Origin of the sequence: Winogradskyella forsetii (assembly GCF_013394595.1) — a bacterium.
Classification (GTDB): domain Bacteria; phylum Bacteroidota; class Bacteroidia; order Flavobacteriales; family Flavobacteriaceae; genus Winogradskyella; species Winogradskyella forsetii.
This window is the reverse complement of sequence record NZ_CP053348.1, coordinates 3,889,993-3,909,372: the sequence shown is the minus strand read 5'-3', so window position 1 is coordinate 3,909,372 and position 19,380 is coordinate 3,889,993. Positions and strand designations below refer to the sequence as shown.

At 35.1% G+C, this 19,380-nt stretch carries 15 protein-coding genes; 5 read left to right on the top strand and 10 right to left on the bottom strand.

Features of this window, described 5'->3' with window-relative positions:
- Positions 1 to 25: 25 nt before the first annotated feature.
- Together HM987_RS16750 and HM987_RS16745 are read right to left on the bottom strand one after the other, a co-directional pair.
- On the bottom strand, positions 26 to 2,302 hold the full coding sequence (locus HM987_RS16750; protein ID WP_179009166.1) for an inorganic phosphate transporter: 2,277 nt from the start codon (positions 2,300 to 2,302) through the stop codon (positions 26 to 28).
- Between the two features lie 75 nt (positions 2,303 to 2,377).
- The gene (locus HM987_RS16745) at positions 2,378 to 3,607 is read right to left on the bottom strand and encodes a porin (protein ID WP_179009165.1); all 1,230 of its coding nucleotides are present in this window, start codon (positions 3,605 to 3,607) and stop codon (positions 2,378 to 2,380) included.
- A 404-nt stretch (positions 3,608 to 4,011) separates the two neighbouring features.
- On the opposite strand from HM987_RS16745, the gene HM987_RS16740 reads away from it, so the two are divergent.
- Positions 4,012 to 4,371: a toxin-antitoxin system YwqK family antitoxin gene (locus HM987_RS16740; protein WP_179009164.1), complete on the top strand. Its 360-nt coding sequence runs from the start codon at positions 4,012 to 4,014 to the stop codon at positions 4,369 to 4,371.
- A 68-nt stretch (positions 4,372 to 4,439) separates the two neighbouring features.
- On the opposite strand, the gene HM987_RS16735 is transcribed toward HM987_RS16740, so the two are convergent.
- Positions 4,440 to 6,350, bottom strand: coding sequence for a hypothetical protein (locus HM987_RS16735; protein WP_229724488.1), 1,911 nt, complete (start codon positions 6,348 to 6,350; stop codon positions 4,440 to 4,442).
- A gap of 27 nt (positions 6,351 to 6,377) precedes the next feature.
- Positions 6,378 to 9,206 carry a TonB-dependent receptor gene (locus tag HM987_RS16730; RefSeq protein WP_179009163.1) on the bottom strand — a complete coding sequence of 943 codons (2,829 nt, stop codon included), beginning with the start codon at positions 9,204 to 9,206 and terminating at the stop codon, positions 6,378 to 6,380.
- A gap of 230 nt (positions 9,207 to 9,436) precedes the next feature.
- On the opposite strand from HM987_RS16730, the gene HM987_RS16725 reads away from it, so the two are divergent.
- Complete coding sequence (locus HM987_RS16725; RefSeq protein WP_179009162.1) at positions 9,437 to 10,777, top strand: deoxyguanosinetriphosphate triphosphohydrolase; 1,341 nt, start codon at positions 9,437 to 9,439, stop codon at positions 10,775 to 10,777.
- Between the two features lie 87 nt (positions 10,778 to 10,864).
- Positions 10,865 to 11,035 carry a hypothetical protein gene (locus HM987_RS16720; RefSeq protein WP_179009161.1) on the top strand — a complete coding sequence of 57 codons (171 nt, stop codon included), beginning with the start codon at positions 10,865 to 10,867 and terminating at the stop codon, positions 11,033 to 11,035.
- Here HM987_RS16720 and HM987_RS16715 read toward each other — a convergent pair.
- Positions 11,009 to 12,793: a 1-deoxy-D-xylulose-5-phosphate synthase gene (locus HM987_RS16715; RefSeq protein WP_179009160.1), complete on the bottom strand. Its 1,785-nt coding sequence runs from the start codon at positions 12,791 to 12,793 to the stop codon at positions 11,009 to 11,011. The two genes, HM987_RS16720 and HM987_RS16715, sit on opposite strands and share 27 nt — an antisense overlap.
- A 65-nt stretch (positions 12,794 to 12,858) precedes the next feature.
- On the bottom strand, positions 12,859 to 14,031 hold the full coding sequence (locus HM987_RS16710) for a porin family protein (protein WP_179009159.1): 1,173 nt from the start codon (positions 14,029 to 14,031) through the stop codon (positions 12,859 to 12,861).
- Between the two features lie 40 nt (positions 14,032 to 14,071).
- Here HM987_RS16710 and HM987_RS16705 point away from each other — a divergent pair, with 40 nt between their 5' ends.
- Both HM987_RS16705 and HM987_RS16700 read left to right on the top strand, forming a co-directional pair.
- Positions 14,072 to 14,521: a nucleoside deaminase gene (locus HM987_RS16705; RefSeq protein ID WP_179009158.1), complete on the top strand. Its 450-nt coding sequence runs from the start codon at positions 14,072 to 14,074 to the stop codon at positions 14,519 to 14,521.
- Positions 14,522 to 14,547: 26 nt separating this feature from the next.
- The gene (locus HM987_RS16700; protein WP_179009157.1) at positions 14,548 to 15,012 is read left to right on the top strand and encodes a protease complex subunit PrcB family protein; all 465 of its coding nucleotides are present in this window, start codon (positions 14,548 to 14,550) and stop codon (positions 15,010 to 15,012) included.
- Between the two features lie 115 nt (positions 15,013 to 15,127).
- Here the strand turns inward: HM987_RS16700 and HM987_RS16695 are convergent, their stop codons facing one another.
- From HM987_RS16695 to aspS, 4 genes are all read right to left on the bottom strand, one after another.
- Positions 15,128 to 15,319: a cold-shock protein gene (locus HM987_RS16695; RefSeq protein ID WP_173279522.1), complete on the bottom strand. Its 192-nt coding sequence runs from the start codon at positions 15,317 to 15,319 to the stop codon at positions 15,128 to 15,130.
- 191 nt (positions 15,320 to 15,510) lie between these two features.
- Positions 15,511 to 15,756: a hypothetical protein gene (locus HM987_RS16690; RefSeq protein WP_179009156.1), complete on the bottom strand. Its 246-nt coding sequence runs from the start codon at positions 15,754 to 15,756 to the stop codon at positions 15,511 to 15,513.
- 33 nt (positions 15,757 to 15,789) lie between these two features.
- Positions 15,790 to 17,571 (bottom strand): chloride channel protein, encoded by a 1,782-nt coding sequence (locus HM987_RS16685; protein ID WP_179009155.1) that lies wholly within the window; start codon positions 17,569 to 17,571, stop codon positions 15,790 to 15,792.
- Between the two features lie 47 nt (positions 17,572 to 17,618).
- Positions 17,619 to 19,373 carry an aspartate--tRNA ligase gene (aspS, locus tag HM987_RS16680; protein WP_179009154.1) on the bottom strand — a complete coding sequence of 585 codons (1,755 nt, stop codon included), beginning with the start codon at positions 19,371 to 19,373 and terminating at the stop codon, positions 17,619 to 17,621.
- Positions 19,374 to 19,380 lie beyond the last annotated feature (7 nt).

Here is a 19,380-nt window from a genome sequence, read left to right as displayed (position 1 = left end):
CCAGCATATTATAGGCATTCTATATTTACTTAGCCTCCTCTGTATTTATAGTTGCAGGTTCTACTGAACTATCGTGGGAGTTGTAATATTCCTCTAGTAAATTCATGGTTGCTGTTAATAAATCTTTGGTCTCTAAAAGTAAAGTAAAGTAAAGTGTTGTATTTTTTGGGCTAGACTCTTCCGTTCGTGTCCTAGCGACTTGTTTCACAATTTTATCGGTCACTAGATCTAAAACTGCCTTTTTACGTGTAATGATAGAACCAATTTGTTCAAAAGAATGCGAGTCGAAAGCGGCTTTTGTATCATTAAAAAGTTGTTCTAATGCATCATCTACTTCTTTCAATTCTTTGATTTGACTGAACTTAAGTTTTTTGTGATTGTTATTGATATGTTTGTGACTTACCTTAGATATATATTCCAATGATTGCGTCATATCTTGCAAATACCCCAAGATGTTGATATAGAAGCTACTAGCTCTAACACTGGTTTCGTCTAAATTTTTGATAAAGTAGAAAATATTGTCTCGTAAGCTATCCACTTCCTTAGATAGTTTAGCAATTTGTTTACTGTTCTTTTTCAGTAAGGCCAAGTCTTGCTTTGCCAATCCGTTAACGGCATTGGTGTATATTTTATTTCCGCGTTTCACAACGTTTGAAATATTGTCTGCACTTTCGAGAATAACACCTTGTACGGATCTACTTCCTGTTTCTTTAAGACTGTCTTCTTCTGCAATTTTATTCGAAGAAGTTTTGTGGGATTTGTAATTTCTATAAAGAAGAAAAGCCGTAATGAGTAATAGAATTGGTATCATTACAGAAGGGTTCCAATTGATTAAAAACACAACAATACCAGCTGCTAAAAATGCACCAATAGCAGTGCCAAACCATCCACCGATAACATTCAGTACACCGGCAACTCTATAAACAGCGCTTTCTCTTCCCCAAGCTCTATCTGCTAAAGAAGAACCCATGGCTACCATGAATGTGACATAAGTTGTTGAAAGAGGCAATTTCATGGATGTGGCAATGGCAATTAAAACACCTGCTACCATTAAGTTAACAGAAGCCCTAATCATATCAAATGCAGGTGCATCAATACTTTGATCTTTTGTTAATACAATGTTTGGTTTTTCAAAACTCTTATTGATTTTTTCTTGGGTTGAATTTGGAACTATAACACCAAAATAATTAGATAATTGAGTCGTGCTTTTTACTATAGACCGCGAAAGACGATTGGGTTCAAACTTCTCGTGAGTTTCCCCTTGGCGAGAAAGACTAATTTCAGTTTCAGCAACTGTCTTTGCTTTTTTAGATAGCCAAAGGGTTAATACCATTATGGCTCCTGATATAAATAATAATAATGGTTCTGCAGGTACTTTTTCCTCTAAAACAGACATAGACATTGTTATATCCATTCCTCCTGCAACCCATGCTTCATATGAATGGTATGCAGCCATAGGGACTCCAATAAAGTTAACCAAATCGTTTCCTGAGAAAGCCAAAGCTAATCCAAAGGTACCTGCTCCGATTACAAAGAGCAAGACCGTTTTTTTAGTCAACTTTTCAAATATGTAAGAAAAGAAAATCCAAAATACAAGACTTCCTATGATAATATAGGTTTCGTTTCCTTCGACTGAAGCTGCCATTTCTTTATAATATGGCGTTCCTTTCAACCCCTTTAAAAAAATAAAATAGGTGATGGCTGTTAAAGCAAGGCCGCCAAAAATGACTCCAAAATTCTTAATTTTTTTCTCATAATTAAACGTGAAAATAAGTCTTGACACCCATTGTACAAGAGCACCTATCGTAAATGCAATTAAAACTGAAAGTAGAATACCACTTATGATTGTTAATGCTGTATCCGTAGCTATGTAATTTCCAAGATCAGCAATGGTTTCCGTTTCTGAATGACTGATTTTTATGATAGACATTACAACTGCGGCACCTAAAAGGTTAAATACAATAGAAACTGTAGTCGATGTTGGTAGTCCTAAAGTATTAAAGAAGTCAAGTAACAAAATATCGGTGATCATTACAGCCATAAAAATGAGCATAATTTCACCAAACTCAAATTGAGCAGGCACAAAAATACCTTTTCTGGCTACTTCCATCATTCCACTTGAGAACACAGCACCAATGAAAATACCTAAGCTTGCTACGATCATTATGGTTCGTAATGAAATGGCTTTAGAGCCAATGGCAGAATTTAAGAAGTTAATAGCATCATTACTTACACCAACCACAATATCAGCAACCGCTAAAACAGTGATGGCAATTAACATTAATAAATAAATATTATCCATAATTTTTAATTCAAATAAGTTTGCAAATATCTTTATACGATTCGTTTATAACGTTATCTAATTGTTATTATTTAGTTAGAAGTGGATATCAAATCCTAATCTAAATCTAACGCTATCGTCGTTTCCATCTAATGTGGTATAACTAAGATCCGTCTGTACTTTTAGTTTATGTCCAACGATGTATTTTGAAGCTCCTAAAGTATATTGATTTGTTGGCAATGCACCTGTTATACTTTCAAACTCCAATGTTGTGAAACGCGCTGCAATTTCGTAATTACTTTTAAATAAATAACCAGCTTGTAAGTTTAATGCATTTCCTGTTAAAACAATATAGTCTGGTCCTGGTTCGCCATCAATATCTAATATGGTAGTTCCATCTAATTCAGTAGCGATTTCATCATCGGCTGTTCGTTTTGCATATTCTCCCATAAAAGAGAACCCACGATATTTAAACATGGCATCTGCGAAAATAGTCGTTTGATCCGTTTCGTAAAGAGTTTCATCGGTTCTAGTCATATAATCTCCAGCAAAACCGCGTTCTCTCACAGCATCTTGATTGTAATTATAAGTAAAACCAAGCATCAATTTTGGTTTTTCCTCACGCTTTAAATCTGATTGACTATAATCACCATTAGATTGAAATTCACCGAATGGTAAAAATTCCAAACGCGCTGTATATTGTAAACCACCTTCATTCCCCTCGGTAACATTGCGACCTTCGCCTTGGGAAAGGGAAAATTTTTCACGCATTAAAAAATCACCACCTAAATTAGTTTTGTGACGAAGTTGGATTCCTAAATCACGGTCAATATTAAAACGACTGTTTAATAATGAGCGATCTATTAATTGAAGATTAGCCGATGATATAACACGTTCTACATTACCTGGTAATTTGGTCTGACCTGCCCAAAGTTCCCAGTTACCTGCAAAATTCCACATTAATACGGCATCTAGAATATAACGTGGTGTATTGCGGTTAAAATCGTTAGCACCAGCAAGATCTCTATTGGATAGTCCAAGTTCTATCTTGTATTTTAATTTCGGACTGTAAGCAAAACCATCGAATTTTAAACGTGCTCTACGAACAATGAAGTTATGTTCTGGGTTTCCGTATTGATTTCCATCGTGATCCCAAGATGAAACTGACCTTACTTGAAAACGTGGTGCAAACTTTACACTAAAGGAACTGTCTTTAGCTACAAAGTTAATAAGCCCTTTGCCAAATGAAGTATCGCTAATTTCTTGAGCGTTTGTAGAAAAAATTGCACATAAGAAAATTACAAGTGTACAAGTTTTAGTATTCATGTATTATGCATTAGTTTTTGTCGAGTGCAAAGAACTAGCTTTTATGTTAAGTAAATGTTTCCTAAGTATTAACTTTTAAATGAAATTTATAAAAAAAGGCTGCTTTTTTTTAAAGCAGCCTCATTAGAAATCATAAGTATTCAGTCGACAAAAACCAATAAAATTTATGACATACTAATTGTCTTGTTAAAAGACCTTGCAAATATGAAAACTAAAAGTAATCTGAATGTAATGCTAACATTATCTAATTATTAAGTTTGAAAAACGATTATTTGAACTATGTTAAATAATAGTAAAACAGGTTTTTAGAGCTTTAATGTTAACTAAATGTTATGTGAATGTTGCTAAAATGTAAAATAAAAGTTATATTTGATTATTAATTTTTTAATTAAACCCAAATAGATATGAAAAAGATAGCAATATTACTTATAATGTTAAGCGTAACTTTTACGTACGCTCAGAAAGAAAGAAATCTGAAATTAAATAAAGAAACCAATTTAATTGAGGTAGTTTATTATCATGATAATGGTGAAATTAGCCAAACAGGAACTTATACTTTAGATGGTAAATTACAAGGTGATTGGTTTAGCTACTCTAATGAAGGAAACAAATTAGCCTCTGCAAAGTATGATAATGGAGAAAAAGTAGGCAAATGGTTTTATTGGAGTGAAGGTTCGCTAAAAGAAGTTGATTATTCCAATAACGCTGTTGCGAGTGTGAATGTATGGACAGATAGTAAAACATCCGTGGCTTCAAATAGATAAACAAATTATTTAGAAAATAAAAAAGCATCCTAATTTAGGATGCTTTTTTTGTTAGATAAAATTTGGTGTTAATTTGTGGCCCATGTGAAATCACTAGCTACTGTCGTAGAAGTGCTGTAGGTCGCAGTTTCATCTGCATTGCTACCATTAGCCAACACATTTGATACAGGTGCATCATCTCTGAAATCGAATTTCGTATCAAACCCAGTTAATGTTAAACCGTTTATAGTACATCCAGAGTTGTTTTTTATCTGAATACCTGTACCTCCTGTTGACGATACGGCAGTAAAATTGACTAATGTCGGATTAGCATTAACACCATCTGCCTCAATTGCTGTAGAAAAGCCATCGATAGTTAAGTTAACATACGTGTTCGTTAAAGTACCATTCCAGCCTTCAGTCCAATCAACTGAATCATCCTGTAAATTTTCGGCGTAGAAATTAGTTAAATTAACAGTACCACCGAAAAATTCAACTCCGTCGTCAGCGCCACCGATTACAGCAATATTTGTTAATGTTGTGGCATCACCAACAGCATAAAGTGTTAATCCGTTAAATTGAGAGTCTGCATTAATTTGAGCTCCAGTATTTCTTAAGATTAAGTAATTTACATTCCCAGAGTTGTCATTATTATTAGTGCCACCGTACACCAATCCACCAACTTCTGCAATAGCATTTACACCTTCTGTTGTAGTTGCATCACCACAAATTAACAATCCACCCCAAGGATTACCATCAGCAGATCTCATCTCAACAGGATTAGCTTCGCTTCCCTGAATGTCTATACTAGCTCCTTTTAATACTGCAATATAATTAGCAGTACCAGATTGAGAAACAATTTCTGTTCCAGCTGGTATGGTTAATTTCGCACCACTATTAACTAAGACAGGACCACTTACCGTATAGGTCGTTGAAGCATCAAGAGTTAAATCGCTTGAGATATTTGCAGGTAGAGCGGAACCTATTGGCGCTTCAGAATTGGTTGCCCATGCAAATAAACTGGCATTTGTTGATGATGATGCATATACAGCATCGTCTGCGATGTCAGCAGAGTCACCATTTATCATTAAGTTGGATACTGGAGCGTCATCTCTAAAGTCGAAAGTAGTCTCAAAACCTGTTAAAGTTAAGCCGTTGATAGTCGCACCCGAATCATTTTTAATCTGTATGGCTGTTCCTCCGTTAGAAGAAATGGCAGTGAAATTAACCAATGTAGGGTTATTGTTTACGCCATCAGCTTCAATTGCAGTAGAAAAGCCAGAGATTGTGTTTGTTACATAGGCATTAGTTAAAGTACCGTTCCACCCCTCAGTCCAATCAACGGCATCATCCGCGTTGTTTTCTAAGTATAAGTTATTAGGGGATACAGAACCTCCAAAAAATTCAACACCATCATCAGATCCATTAATGATTGCAACGTTATCTATTGTAGTTGATGAGCCAACTGCATAAAGTGTTAAACCATTAAACTGAGAATCAGCGTTAATTTGCGCACCTGCATCTCTTATAATAAGATAATCAATATTACCAGAATCATCAGCATTATTAGTACCACCATAAGGTAAACCGCCAACCTCTGCAGTTGCATTGACACCTTCAGAAGTAGTAGCATTACCGCAAATAACTAAACCACCCCAAGAGCCAGCATTACCATTAGATCTCATAACTACAGGATTATCAGGCGTTCCCTGAATATCTATTTTACCACCTTTTAATACAGCTAGGTAGTTAGAAGTACCAACATTAGATACAATTTCAGTACCTGCAGGTATAGTCAATGTAACACCTTCTTGCACAACTACTGTCCCTGCAATCGTATATTGCTCTGTTGGATTTAAAGTTCTGTTAGCGGATATAGCGCCGGAAAGATTTGTTTCGTTTGTAGGAGTGCTTCCTCCATCGTCATCATTGCTACAAGACGTAAAAAACAGACTTGAAACAAGTGCTAAACTTAATAATCTACTTAAAGTTTTCATCATTGTTATAATTTTAATTAATTTTTTGGTTTAAAATTTATAGTTAATAGAAAGTGATGTATTCACTCCTGTATTATAGGACAGTACGGTATCCTGAGATTTTATGCCCGTTGCTGAAGATTGATTGTTTTGTACGCGGTTAATAGTCGGATTTAATAGGTTTTGCGCGGTAAGACTAACGTTCCAATTGTCATTAATCTCCTTATTTAAAATAAAGTCTAATCGTACAACTCCTTCTTCAATTATTTCTCCGTTAAAGAAGATTTCTGGTTGACTCTGGTTTCTAGGTGCACCAAGTGCGTAAATTTTATCAGACGCGTAATTTCCAGAAAGGGTTATTTCATAAGGATGTTTATTCCCAGTATTGAAAGTGAGCGCTAGATTGGTAATCCAATCTGATGCTCCTTCTAATCCTATTTCGCTTTTACCATTATATCTAAAAGTTCTGGTTAAATCACCGTTGTTATTTCTTTCTTCTTTAAGATCTTGAACATGATCTAAGTAAGAGATGTTTCCAGATAATTTTAAATTAGGCATTGAGTCTCTTTTCTTAATGATATAGACACGTCCCTCTAGTTCTGCGCCAATAACGGTCGCCTTGTTACCTGTATTAAAATAAGAAAATACACTTCCGTCTGCTCCAAGTCTTAGCGTTTTGTTTATCGGATCTTCAATTTGTTTATAAAAAGCAGTTAACGAAATTAACTCATCATTACTAGGAAATAACTCATATTTAAGATCTAAATTTATATTTTTAGAAGCTATGATATTCGGATTTCCCGATGTTACGAGTCCTTCTGGGGAAACATATTCAAAAGGTGCAATTTCCTTAAACTCTGGTAGTGTTTGACTAAAGCTACCTGCTAGACGAACTGCTGACTTTTCGGTTAAATCATATTTTAGGTTTAATGATGGATATAAGCGTTCGTAATTTTGTAAAGACCGGCCAACGCGTGGTAAAAACGTTTCTGGGTTAATATAATTACCAACATCAAAATTAATATCAATTTCGTCGTTTTGATAGCGTAATCCTACTTGTGCAGTAAACCTGTCAAAGACACCCACGAAATCAACAAAACCGGCATAAGACATCAAAGTACCATCATAGAAATCTGGTTCTACTGGATTAAACTGTAATAAACCATTATTAAAATTTTCTGGTATAAAAATGCTTGAAAGGGCATCAACAGAAGTTGGATTTAGTGAACCTCTTGTTTGCTCAACAACACCATAGAATTGCGATCTAAAATCACGAGACTTGTTCCTCAAAGTTCCACCAAAATTAATTTTATAGATGTCATCACCGTCTTCGTTTTGTTTTAAAACGATTTTGTCAATGATATTTGCGCTATACTCTACATCTGTAATTTCTTGAACAGATTTACGTTGTTGTGTTCCTCCGATAAACGCTAATTCAATAAGACCAGTGTCGTTTATAAAGTTGAGTTCATTTCTTATACGATTTGGTTCATTTGCAGAAACATAATTAAATCCTGCTCCCCACTCTAATGTATTCTTTTCAGAAATTTTGTGCTCACCTAAAAGTTGAGTAACTGATAATAAGGTGTTCTTGATATTTTGATCTCTAACAAACTGGAAACCCTCGTCTGTGTTATCTAATTCTTCAAAACGCTCCGAAGTTCTTTTTCTTCCCGCTTCATATGTTTCCTCGAAAACTTTATTAATTCCAAAGGTGTTGAAGCTCAAATTATGCTTACTATTTAACTTATATACCGCATTAAGCATTCCCACAGTATTAAAAGTTCGCAACCAAGTTCTATTATCGTCATCTCTTATGAAGTCTCTTATGTTTCCTTGGTCATATTGCTTAAAAATACCTTCACGATATTCATGGTCAACAGATTGTCCACCACTAAAATAAATACCAAATTTTTTGGACTCTCCAAGTTTGCCACCAGCATTAAATGCCAGCGAATAATTGAGTGGTGTGCTTACATTTTGAGTATCCCAACTCTGCTGTGTAAGAGCATTACCTAAATTTTTCGCATCATAGGCACGTGTGTAAATTCCAAAAGTTACATCACTATTGTTTGCAGTCACTTTGAAGTCTTCGAAAACTCCAGCGGCATTACTATTAACACCACCACCTAAGCTAGCACTAAATTCCTTTGATTTACTTACCTTTTTAGATACTATATCAATATTTCCTGAGGCTTGGTCAGCAGAATTACTAGGCGAAAAAGTTTTACTTATAGAAACATTTTGCACAAATTTGGCTGGGAAAAGCTCTAAGTTGATATTTTTTTTATCAATATTATCTGAAGGTACAGGTAAACCATTCAGAGTAGTTGTAAGATATCTATCACCTAGACCTCTAACATAAAGTTGACCAGAACCGTCCGATTTTGAAACCCCAGAAATTTTGGTTGTAGCTGCTGAGGCATCAGATACGCCTAGTCGAGCTAATTGCTCAGAACCGATGCTCTCTTTGATCTCAACGGCTTTCTTTTGATCTAAAAGAAGTGCTATTTCACTTTCTTTACGTGCTGTTGTAGTAATAACCACCTCATCCAAACTCGCAGAGCTTGCGCCCATGGGCACATTGACTGTAGTGACTTTTCCTGAAACTACGTCAACAGTAATTTCTTGTGTTTCGTAGCCTACAAAACTATATACTACGGTGTATGCACCTGGCTCTAGGTTTTCAAAAATGTATAATCCATCAATATCAGAGGTGGTTCCAGTAGTCGTACCTTTAATTACAATATTAGCGAACGGAAGCGGTTCATTATTGTAATCTTGATCTGTTAATTTACCGGCAATTGAGCCAGTTCCTTGGGATAGACAAACGATGGTAGTTAGTAACGTTATTAGCGTTGATAGTATTCGTATTCTCATTAAAAATTTAACCTTATTTTATTGCGCAAAGAAACTGTGTTTATCTTGGTTCTAGGTTATAGGAAAATTAAAGATTTGTAATCAAAAGGTTAGCTCAGTGTTAGCTTAACATTAAGTAAATTCACAATAAAGATACATTCACATAACATTGAATATTATGTAAGCACAGCGCGTTTTTCTAATCAGTTCTCTTTCAATTTATATATCTTGCATCTTCTAAGAATTAAACTATGAACTGGGAACAATTACTCTCACTAAAACGCTTTGGTGACACCAATAAAAGACTGAGAAAGGAACAGGATGAAACCCGTTTGGGCTTCGAGGTCGATTACGACCGAATTATATTCTCGTCTGAGTTTAGAGGCCTTCAGGATAAAACCCAAGTAGTGCCTTTGTCTAAAACAGATTTTGTACACACGCGCCTAACCCATAGTTTGGAAGTGAGTGTCGTTGGTCGTTCTTTAGGCAGAAAAGTAGGGCAGTTATTACTGAAAAAACATCCACACCTGGAAAATGTCCACGGTTATAGAATGAATGATTTCGGAGCAATTGTCGCTGCAGCTGCTTTGGCTCACGATATAGGGAATCCGCCTTTTGGCCATTCTGGGGAAAAGGCTATAGGTGCCTATTTTAAAGAAGGCAATGGTGCCGAATTTAAAAAGCATTTAACCGAAAAGGAATATCAAGATTTATGCGATTTTGAAGGCAATGCTAATGGTTTCAAAATTTTGACTGAAAGTAGGGCGGGCAGAGAAGGCGGCTTAAGGTTGAGTTATGCGACATTGGGAGCGTTTACTAAATATCCGAAAGAATCCTTACCTAAAAGACCAACCAACCATATTGTAGATAAGAAATATGGCTTTTTTCAAAGTGAAAAACAAATGTTTGAAGAGGTCGCGACAGAATTAGGCTTAATAAAACGACATGGTGATGATCTCAGTTACCAAAGACACCCATTAGCCTTTTTAGTGGAAGCGGCAGATGATATTTGTTATACCATTATAGATTTTGAAGATGGCATTAATTTAGGGTTAATTGAAGAAGAATATGCTTTGGAATATTTAATCAACTTAGTTAGAGGTAAAATTATTACCAAAAATTACAATGCGTTAAACACAACTGAAGATCGTATAAGCTATTTACGTGCACTTGCCATAGGAACGTTAATCGATGAAGCTGCGTCACTATTTATGACGCATGAAGACGCCATTTTAGAAGGCCAATTTGAAACAGCTTTGTTAGAGGTTAGTCAGTATAAAGCGCAAATAACAGATATTATCAATCTGAGCATAAAAAATGTTTACCGTTCTAAAGAAGTCATTAATAAGGAAATTGCTGGCTATGAAATTTTGAATCAACTGCTAAAGGCGTTCGGTAAAATGGCCTTTCATTATTTTGAAGATACCATGTCTAGCTACGATAAATTATTACTCAATAGTCTGCCGGAAACTGTTAAGCTTTGCCACGATTCATTATATAAAAACCTATTAGCGGTGTGTCTCTATATTTCCAAATTATCGGATACCAATGCTATGTTATTGCATAAAAAATTACAAGGTCAGATTTTATAATTAATGCATTTCATCGAATAAATTTGTTTTTTAGCGATATTTGTGTTTTATTTATCTTATAATCAGCCCTCAGTAAAATACCTACTTATGAAAAACAATATACTTGGAGGCCTAGTCATTTTCATGGTCGTAGTGACTTGCCTATTGCTGTTAGACGATATTACAAACCCAAATGAAGAGCAGTCGGCTTACGAGAATGTTCAGGTTGAAAATGTTGAAAATCAGACGGATTTAGCCATTGTTGAGAACGAAGAATAAATCTTCAATTCGCTTTTTTATGGATAATGTATCCAATTGTTGCAGATGTTGCAATTGGTAAACCGTTCCGTGCTCAATAAATTTGTCCTCAATACCTAATGTTGTTATGTTTTGCGTGTAGTTATTGGCATTTGCAAATGCTAAGATCGAAGATGCGAATCCACCAACTACTGTACCATCTTCAATAGTCACAATGGCTTTGTAAGATGAAAAGACCTTGTGTAATAATGCCTCATCTAAGGGTTTTACGAATTGCATATCGTAGCAGCCTACCGCTTCTTTTTGATCCAACATTTCAATTGCATCGCTAACGTTTTTCAATAGTGTTCCAATAGAAAGAATGGCTATAGCAGTTCCTTGTTTTATGCAATGCCCTTTTCCTATCGTAATGGTTTCAAAAGGCATTTTCCAATCCAGCAAATGTCCTCGACCTCTAGGGTAGCGAATCGCTATTGGAAAATCAATGCCTAATTGAACCGTGTACATTATATTTCGAAGTGCAATGGCATTGCTCGGCGCAAAAATTACTAAATTGGGAATGCAATTCAGATAGGCTAAGTCAAAAACACCATGATGCGTTGCTCCATCCTCGCCAACCAATCCTGCTCTGTCCAAACAAAAAACTACGGGTAAATTCTGTAAAGCCACATCGTGAATGACTTGGTCGTAAGCACGTTGTAAAAAAGTAGAATAAATATTGCAAAACGGAATCATGCCTTGTGTTGCCATTCCTGCAGCCAATGTTACGGCATGTTGTTCAGCAATGCCAACATCGAAAGCACGCTTTGGAATAACTTCCATCATATATTTTAAGGAACTTCCAGTTGGCATTGCAGGTGTAATTCCGATGATTCTTTCATTTTTTAAAGCCAGCTCCACTATGGTTTCGCCAAAGACATCTTGAAATTTAGGAGGCTGGTTGGTGCCAGATTTTGTTGGTATTTCGCCTGTCTTTGCATCAAATTTGCCAGGTGCATGATATTTTACTTGGTCTAATTCTGCTTGTTTTAAACCTTTACCTTTTGTAGTAATAATGTGCAAAAACTTTGGGCCTTTTACGGTTTTTAGGCGTTTTAATTCTGACAGTAATAACGGTAAATCATGACCATCAATGGGTCCGGAATAATTAAAATTTAGAGCTTCAAAAATATTGTCTTGTTTTTCAGTCCCTTTTTTTACATTGGTTAAATATTGTTTTAAAGCACCAACACTTGGGTCAATACCAATGGCGTTATCATTAAGGATGACCAATAAATTAGCACTGGTGACGCCTGCATGATTTAAACCTTCAAAAGCCATTCCGCTAGCAATAGATGCATCTCCAATCACTGCAATATGATGTTTGTCCTCACCTTTAAGTTGCGACGCGATGGCCATTCCCAAAGCTGCAGAAATTGAGGTCGATGAATGGCCGACTCCAAAAGCATCATAGGCACTTTCACGTCTTTTTGGAAATCCGCTAATACCATTGAGCTGTCGATTGGTTTCAAAAATGTCTTTACGGCCAGTCAGTATTTTATGGCCATACGCTTGGTGGCCAACATCCCAAATTAATGCATCTTTAGGCGTATTAAAAACATAATGCAAAGCAATAGTCAATTCTACTACACCAAGACTTGCGCCCAAATGTCCTTCTTTTGTGGCAACTATATTGATAATAAAATGGCGTAACTCTTGGGCAAGTTGAGGTAAGTCTTCTGGTTGTAGTTGACGTAGATCTTCTGGAAGGTTGATATGTTTTAGAAGTGCGTTTTTCACCTCGTAAAAATACGAGATTTTATTCGTCTTAAATTTATTTATAATTTTAGAGACTACTTATCACATTATAATAATCTATAACCAAATATTAGTGATAATGTTGACAGGTTACTAGTTGCTGTAGCTCCTCTTCTTGACAAATCCTTATTGCTATAATATCTGATCTCAAAACTGATTTTATCGCTACTGTTGAATCCTAAACCAAGCATAAAATTCTGACCAGAATTTATCTCACCTTCTCCTAAAGACCCTATTTCTATAGTAGTGTTATTTATTAGGTCAAAACTAAAACCCGCGTTCAAAAATAGTTTCGCTTTAGGGCTTAAAAAGAAATAATGTCGTAATCCTATTGGTATTTCAATAGCGCTATAATCTAATTTAATCATGCTTCCAGAATTATTAATTTCCCCTTTATAATAGCTATAAGTTGGTTCAATTACGATTGCCCATTTGTTATTATTGAAAGGAAGTGTAAATTCTGCCTCTGCTCCTAATCTAAAAGTTATTTTATTGCCAAAATCTAATTCTTCACCAGAAAATGGCTCAACAGACAAAGAGGAAAAATTTACCCCAGGTCTAATGCTAAGTTTTAGTATTTCTTTTTTTACTTTGTAAATATCAAAATTTGCGTTATTTGCTTCATTAAATTTTCTAAAAAAGCTTATTAAACTATTAGCATTATAATTGAGTTTTTTAACATCTTTTAGTGAAATTTCTGGGAACTTCAAGTTTTCCCATAACTGCATTCTAAAGGTGTTATTTTTTTCGATTTTATTGTCGTCGTTTTGATACAATTTATAAATGAGCGGTTTTATATCTAAATCATTCAAATTGTAAAAAAACTTAGTGCTTATGTTATCCGTATAGCTGTATAAATTTGCTTTACCCTCAATTAAAATTTTTAGAAGAACTTCTGATTCAGCAAATTCTGGAGCTTTATTCCTGGAAAGTTTTGAGTTGTTTTTCTCGGACTGATCGATTTCAACATTTGCTTTTATAAATTTAAATAAATCATATACAGCAAATTCCTTAACTTCGTCTAATGTAATATTTTCAGTGCTGGATTCATCTGATAATTTATACTTGAACTCTGTAGGATTCTTTAACCAATTAGAGTCTTTTATCAAACATTCAGTTTTAGTATTATCGTTAGATATAAAATAGCCTTTTTTGAAAGTGGTTTGAGAAAAGCTTATTGAAGTAAATATAAGAATGATATAAGTAGCGAATTTTTTCATTAATTTTAGATATTGTTAGCCACAAAGCTATTCTTTTTTTATGATAAACCCATTCGACGATACCTATTTTATGAGAAAAGCACTGCAGGAAGCGGAAGTGGCTTTTGAAAAAGGTGAAATTCCTGTTGGTGCAGTAATTGTTGTAGAAGATAGAATTATTGCCAGAACACACAACCTTACGGAATTACTTAACGATGTCACTGCGCATGCCGAAATGCAGGCCATTACGTCTGCGGCTAATTTTTTGGGAGGAAAATATTTGAATAAATGTACACTTTACGTCACTTTAGAGCCTTGTCAAATGTGTGCTGGAGCTTTGTTTTGGAGTCAGATTTCTAAAATCGTTTATGGTGCTTCAGATACACAAAGAGGTTTTAAAACCATGGGCACTAAATTGCATCCTAAAACCGAAGTTTTAAGCGGAGTTTTAGCAGAAGAAGCTGCAGCATTATTAAAGCGTTTCTTTATTGAAAAGCGTAACCTGAATTAAAATAATTTTAAATTAACAGCTATTTTATGAAAACACATGTATTGATTACAATCTTTATAATAGTCACTATGAGCTGTAAAAGCAAAAAGTCAACTGAAAACACTGAAAAGATGGTAAAGGAAAATCCTGTTCTAATCTCCAAAGGAAATCTTTATGGTTCAGGGGAAGAGGGTATTGAAAAGCAAAATTTAGTAATAACCAATGATGATGACTGGAATGAACTTAAAAAGCAAATGAATTCTATTAACAATGTTTCTAATGGGTTTTTAGAAACTGAAATTGATTTTTCTAAATATAGTATCATTGCCGTGTTTGATGACGTAAAAACCTCTGGCGGGCACAGTATAGAATTAAAAATGACTACAACTTCAGAACATACAATAATTAAGGTTATTAGTAAAAGTCCAGAAGGGCTGGCAACAAGTGTAATGGCGCAACCTTATTATATAGCAAAGCTTGAAAAGACGGACTTGCCGATAGTTTTTCAGTAAAACGTAATATGCTTTATCAGTAGTCCTTCAAGGTTTCCAAGACCTTGTAGGTTGAAAATAGTGCAAAAAAAACGCCCAACCATAGGTTGAGCGCTGAAACTTGTAAGATATATACTTATAATACCTGCACATTTGCAGCTACCATTCCTTTTCTTCCTTCTTCTTCGTCGTACTCTACGTTGTCACCTTCGCGTAATTCTACGCCATTAAGGTTTGATACGTGTACAAAGATGTCTTTTCCTGTTTCTTCGTTGGTAATGAATCCAAATCCTTTTGAATCATTAAAAAATTTAACTGTTCCAGTCATTATAATATAGATAAAAATTAAAATGCAAAGATAAAATAAAATTAAAACCCAATGTTAATAAATTGTTTTATTTTGAGTTTTGATTTTAATAATAGATTTCAAACCGTTAAATAGAATGTAAGAAAAACCTAGTGAAGTCCCATAACTAAAGGTATTATACTATTTAAGGGATTTGTGTGAATTCAATTGTTTTAAGTTCTCGAATCTTTTTGGTTTTTACGCATTTTATCAATATTTTCCTTGGTGAGCATATAATCTTTTAGGTCTTTGCCTTTCCATCTGTAGTAAGAAAACAATGGAAATACAATTAAAAACAAACCTAAAACCCCAAATCCAATGAGTTTTTGACTATAATCTAAGTCTAAAAGAAATCCACCTATAATACTAGAAATAGAGGCTAAGAAGGCAAGTAAGGTAATTATTTTTAAGATTTTCATTGGGCTAAATTTATTCAGATGCCAATTATAACATTAAGACGTAAAGTTAATTAATTCTGTACGATAAGCGGTTAACAATTTAGATTTAGATACAAAACCAAAGTATTTATTGTCTTTAATAACGGGTAAATTCCATGCTTTGGAATCCTGAAATTTTTTCATCACCTCTTGCATTGTATCTTTTTCATAGATAATATAGTCTGGTGCCTGATGCATAAAGGTTTCAACAGTTGTGGACCTGTATAAAGATTGATCGAACATTACAGAACGAATATCATCTAAAAGGATAATACCAACAAACCGACCTTTAGAATCCGTAACAGGAAATAAGTTTCGGCTCGATTTTGAAACAGCTTCCTTAAGCATTTCGCCCAGACTCATATCAGGATGCAATGCGATAAAATCGTGCTCAATAACAGAATCCAATGTCATTAAGGTTAAGACACTTTGATCTTTATCTTGGGTCAAAAGGGCGCCTTTCTCTAATAATTCTTTCGTGTAAATCGTGTGGTCCAGACCGTTTTTATTAATGATGAAAGACATGGATGCGGTTATCATTAAAGGTACAAATAATTCATATCCACCTGTGATTTCAGCAATTAAAAAAATTGCAGTTAATGGTGCATGAAGTACACCTGCAATAAGGCCAGCCATGCCAATTAATGTAAAATTAGCTTCGGATACAGAGAAGTTTAACCCACAATTATTAATCACTTTTGCGACCACATTACCCAATGAACTTCCCATAACCAACGTCGGAATTATAATTCCACCAGTTCCTCCAGCTGCAAAAGTTGTGGTCATGGCAATGGCTTTAAACAGTGTAATTCCGAAAAGCAATCCAATGACGATCCAAATGTTATCCAAGTGTTCATCAAAATGGGTATTGCCCAAAGCTTTAATATCGTTACCGAGCATTAAATCGTTGATAAAACTAAAACCCTCACCATAAAGTGGCGGAATAAAAAACAGCATCACACCAATGGCTAAACCTCCAATGATTAGTTTATGCTGTGGCGATTTGAATCGATTGAAAAACCCGGTAATAGCAAAGTATATTTTTGAAAAATAGATGGAGGCAATCCCAGTTCCTATGCCCAATAGCACATAAAATAAGGTGTCTTGAATCATGAATTTTTCTGAAACCGTAAAATTGAAAAGTACACTATCTCCCAAGAAAAAATAGGAGGTTATGACAGATGACACCGAAGCAATTAGAAGTGGAAGCAAAGACGCAAAAGTAAGATCCAAACTAAAAACTTCAATAGCAAAAATAATGGCTGCGATAGGAGATTTAAAAATCGAAGCGATGGCTCCAGCCGCCGCACAAGCGATTAATAGACTTCGTTTTTTTCGGTCGATATGGAGTAATTGCCCTAAGTTAGAACTTATAGCAGCTGCGGATGCAATTGCAGGTCCTAGTAATCCTACTGAACCTCCAAAACCAACGGTCAATGGTGCGGTTATTAATGGTAAGTAGATATTTTTTTTATCAATAATACCGCCACGTTTCGATAAGGAATATAATATGGAAGGAATCGCATGACTACTTGGTTTTTTAGAGACATATTTTACAAATAAGTAAACCAGTAACAAACCAAAGACAGGCAGTATAAAATATAATTGATTGTCAGAAAAATAAATGCCTTTCGCTAAAAATGCTTCTATGGCAAAAGTGACGTTTTTAATGGTTACAGACACAATGCCAGCCAATAAACCAATAATTAGGCTTAGTAGAAATATAAAGTTCTTTTCGGAAATATATTTATGTCTCCAAAGCAATAAACGTTTATATAATTTTGATCTTGTCGGCATAAATTAAATCTACTAAAAAATCCTGCTAAATGCAGGATTTTAATAAATTAAGATTTCAAATTAAGTTTCAAACTCAATTCTTCAAGTTGTTCATCATCAATCGGTGCAGGTGCATCGATCATCACATCTCTACCATTATTGTTTTTTGGGAAGGCTATAAAATCCCGTATCGTTTCTTGGCCTCCTAAAATGGCAACCAATCGATCGAGACCAAAGGCAATACCTCCATGTGGTGGTGCGCCATATTCAAAAGCATCCATTAGGAAGCCAAATTGCGCTTTGGCTTCTTCTTCGGTAAATCCTAAATGTTTCAGCATTATGGCTTGCGTTGCTTTATCATGAATTCTAATGGATCCTCCTCCAATCTCATTTCCGTTTAAAACCAAATCGTATGCGTTAGCTTTTACGTCGCCTGGATTGGTATCCAATAATTCTATTTGTCCAGGTTTTGGAGACGTAAATGGATGGTGCATGGCATGGTAATGACCCGTTTCTTCATCGAGTTCCAATAATGGGAAGTCAACTACCCAAAGTGGCGCAAATTCTTTAGGGTTTCTAAGTCCTAAACGTTCCGCCAATTCCATACGCAAGGCACTTAGTTGTGCTCTTACTTTATTGGTGTCTCCGGATAAGATACAGATTAAATCGCCTGCTTTAGCGCCTGTAACTTCTGCCCATTTTGCTAAATCCTCTTGATCATAAAATTTATCTACGGAAGATTTAAAACTACCATCTTCATTTACACGGCAATAAACCATGCCTAAAGCACCAACTTGCGGACGCTTTACCCAATCGATTAATTTATCAATTTCTTTTCTGGTGTAACTATTTCCGCCAGGAACTGCAATACCAACGACTAGTTCCGCTGAATTGAAAACCTTGAAATCTTTATTCTGAGCGACGTCATTTAGCTCGCCAAATTCCATCCCAAATCTAATATCTGGTTTGTCATTTCCGTACAAGCGCATCGCATCGTCATATAGCATTCTAGGGAACTTATCCACCTTAACACCATTCACTTCTTTTAATAAATGACGTGTCAATCCTTCAAAAACATTGAGAATGTCTTCTTGCTCTACAAAAGCCATTTCACAATCTATTTGTGTGAATTCAGGTTGTCTGTCTGCACGTAAATCTTCATCCCTAAAACACTTTACAATCTGAAAATATTTATCCATGCCACCAACCATCAATAGCTGTTTGAAGGTTTGAGGCGATTGTGGAAGCGCATAAAACTGACCTTCATTCATACGGGAAGGCACTACAAAATCTCTTGCGCCTTCTGGTGTGGATTTAATTAAATATGGTGTTTCAACTTCAATAAAACCATCATTAGATAAATAATTTCTAACGGCTTGAGTCACTTTTGCTCTAAAAATTAGACTGTTTTTTACAGGATTTCGACGAATATCCAAGTAACGATATTTCATACGTAAATCATCTCCACCATCGGTTTTGTCTTCAATGGTAAAAGGCGGAACAATAGATTTGTTCAAAACAGTTAGTTCTGAAACTAAAACTTCAATATCTCCAGTGGGAATATTAGGGTTTTTTGAAGCACGTTCAATGACTTTTCCCTTCACCTGAATCACAAATTCACGTCCCAATTTCGACGCTTTTTCCATAATGACTTTTGGCGTACGCTCTTCATCAAAATATAATTGCGTGATGCCATAACGATCACGGAGATCGATATAGATCATAAACCCTTTATCGCGAACACCCTGAACCCAACCGGATAGTGTAACTTCTGTATTGTTGTGTGATGCTCTTAATTCACCACAATTATGACTTCTATACATAGATTTT

What these genes read in the sequence shown, in the direction of transcription:
- HM987_RS16750 (WP_179009166.1), bottom strand. Translation starts at nt 2,302, where the DNA reads ATGGATAATATTTATTTATTAATGTTAATTGCCATCACTGTTTTAGCG.
- HM987_RS16745 (WP_179009165.1), bottom strand. Translation starts at nt 3,607, where the DNA reads ATGAATACTAAAACTTGTACACTTGTAATTTTCTTATGTGCAATTTTT.
- HM987_RS16740 (WP_179009164.1), top strand. Translation starts at nt 4,012, where the DNA reads ATGAAAAAGATAGCAATATTACTTATAATGTTAAGCGTAACTTTTACG.
- HM987_RS16735 (WP_229724488.1), bottom strand. Translation starts at nt 6,350, where the DNA reads ATGATGAAAACTTTAAGTAGATTATTAAGTTTAGCACTTGTTTCAAGT.
- HM987_RS16730 (WP_179009163.1), bottom strand. Translation starts at nt 9,206, where the DNA reads ATGAGAATACGAATACTATCAACGCTAATAACGTTACTAACTACCATC.
- HM987_RS16725 (WP_179009162.1), top strand. Translation starts at nt 9,437, where the DNA reads ATGAACTGGGAACAATTACTCTCACTAAAACGCTTTGGTGACACCAAT.
- HM987_RS16720 (WP_179009161.1), top strand. Translation starts at nt 10,865, where the DNA reads ATGAAAAACAATATACTTGGAGGCCTAGTCATTTTCATGGTCGTAGTG.
- HM987_RS16710 (WP_179009159.1), bottom strand. Translation starts at nt 14,031, where the DNA reads ATGAAAAAATTCGCTACTTATATCATTCTTATATTTACTTCAATAAGC.
- HM987_RS16705 (WP_179009158.1), top strand. Translation starts at nt 14,072, where the DNA reads ATGATAAACCCATTCGACGATACCTATTTTATGAGAAAAGCACTGCAG.
- HM987_RS16700 (WP_179009157.1), top strand. Translation starts at nt 14,548, where the DNA reads ATGAAAACACATGTATTGATTACAATCTTTATAATAGTCACTATGAGC.
- HM987_RS16695 (WP_173279522.1), bottom strand. Translation starts at nt 15,319, where the DNA reads ATGACTGGAACAGTTAAATTTTTTAATGATTCAAAAGGATTTGGATTC.
- HM987_RS16690 (WP_179009156.1), bottom strand. Translation starts at nt 15,756, where the DNA reads ATGAAAATCTTAAAAATAATTACCTTACTTGCCTTCTTAGCCTCTATT.
- HM987_RS16685 (WP_179009155.1), bottom strand. Translation starts at nt 17,571, where the DNA reads ATGCCGACAAGATCAAAATTATATAAACGTTTATTGCTTTGGAGACAT.
- aspS (WP_179009154.1), bottom strand. Translation starts at nt 19,373, where the DNA reads ATGTATAGAAGTCATAATTGTGGTGAATTAAGAGCATCACACAACAAT.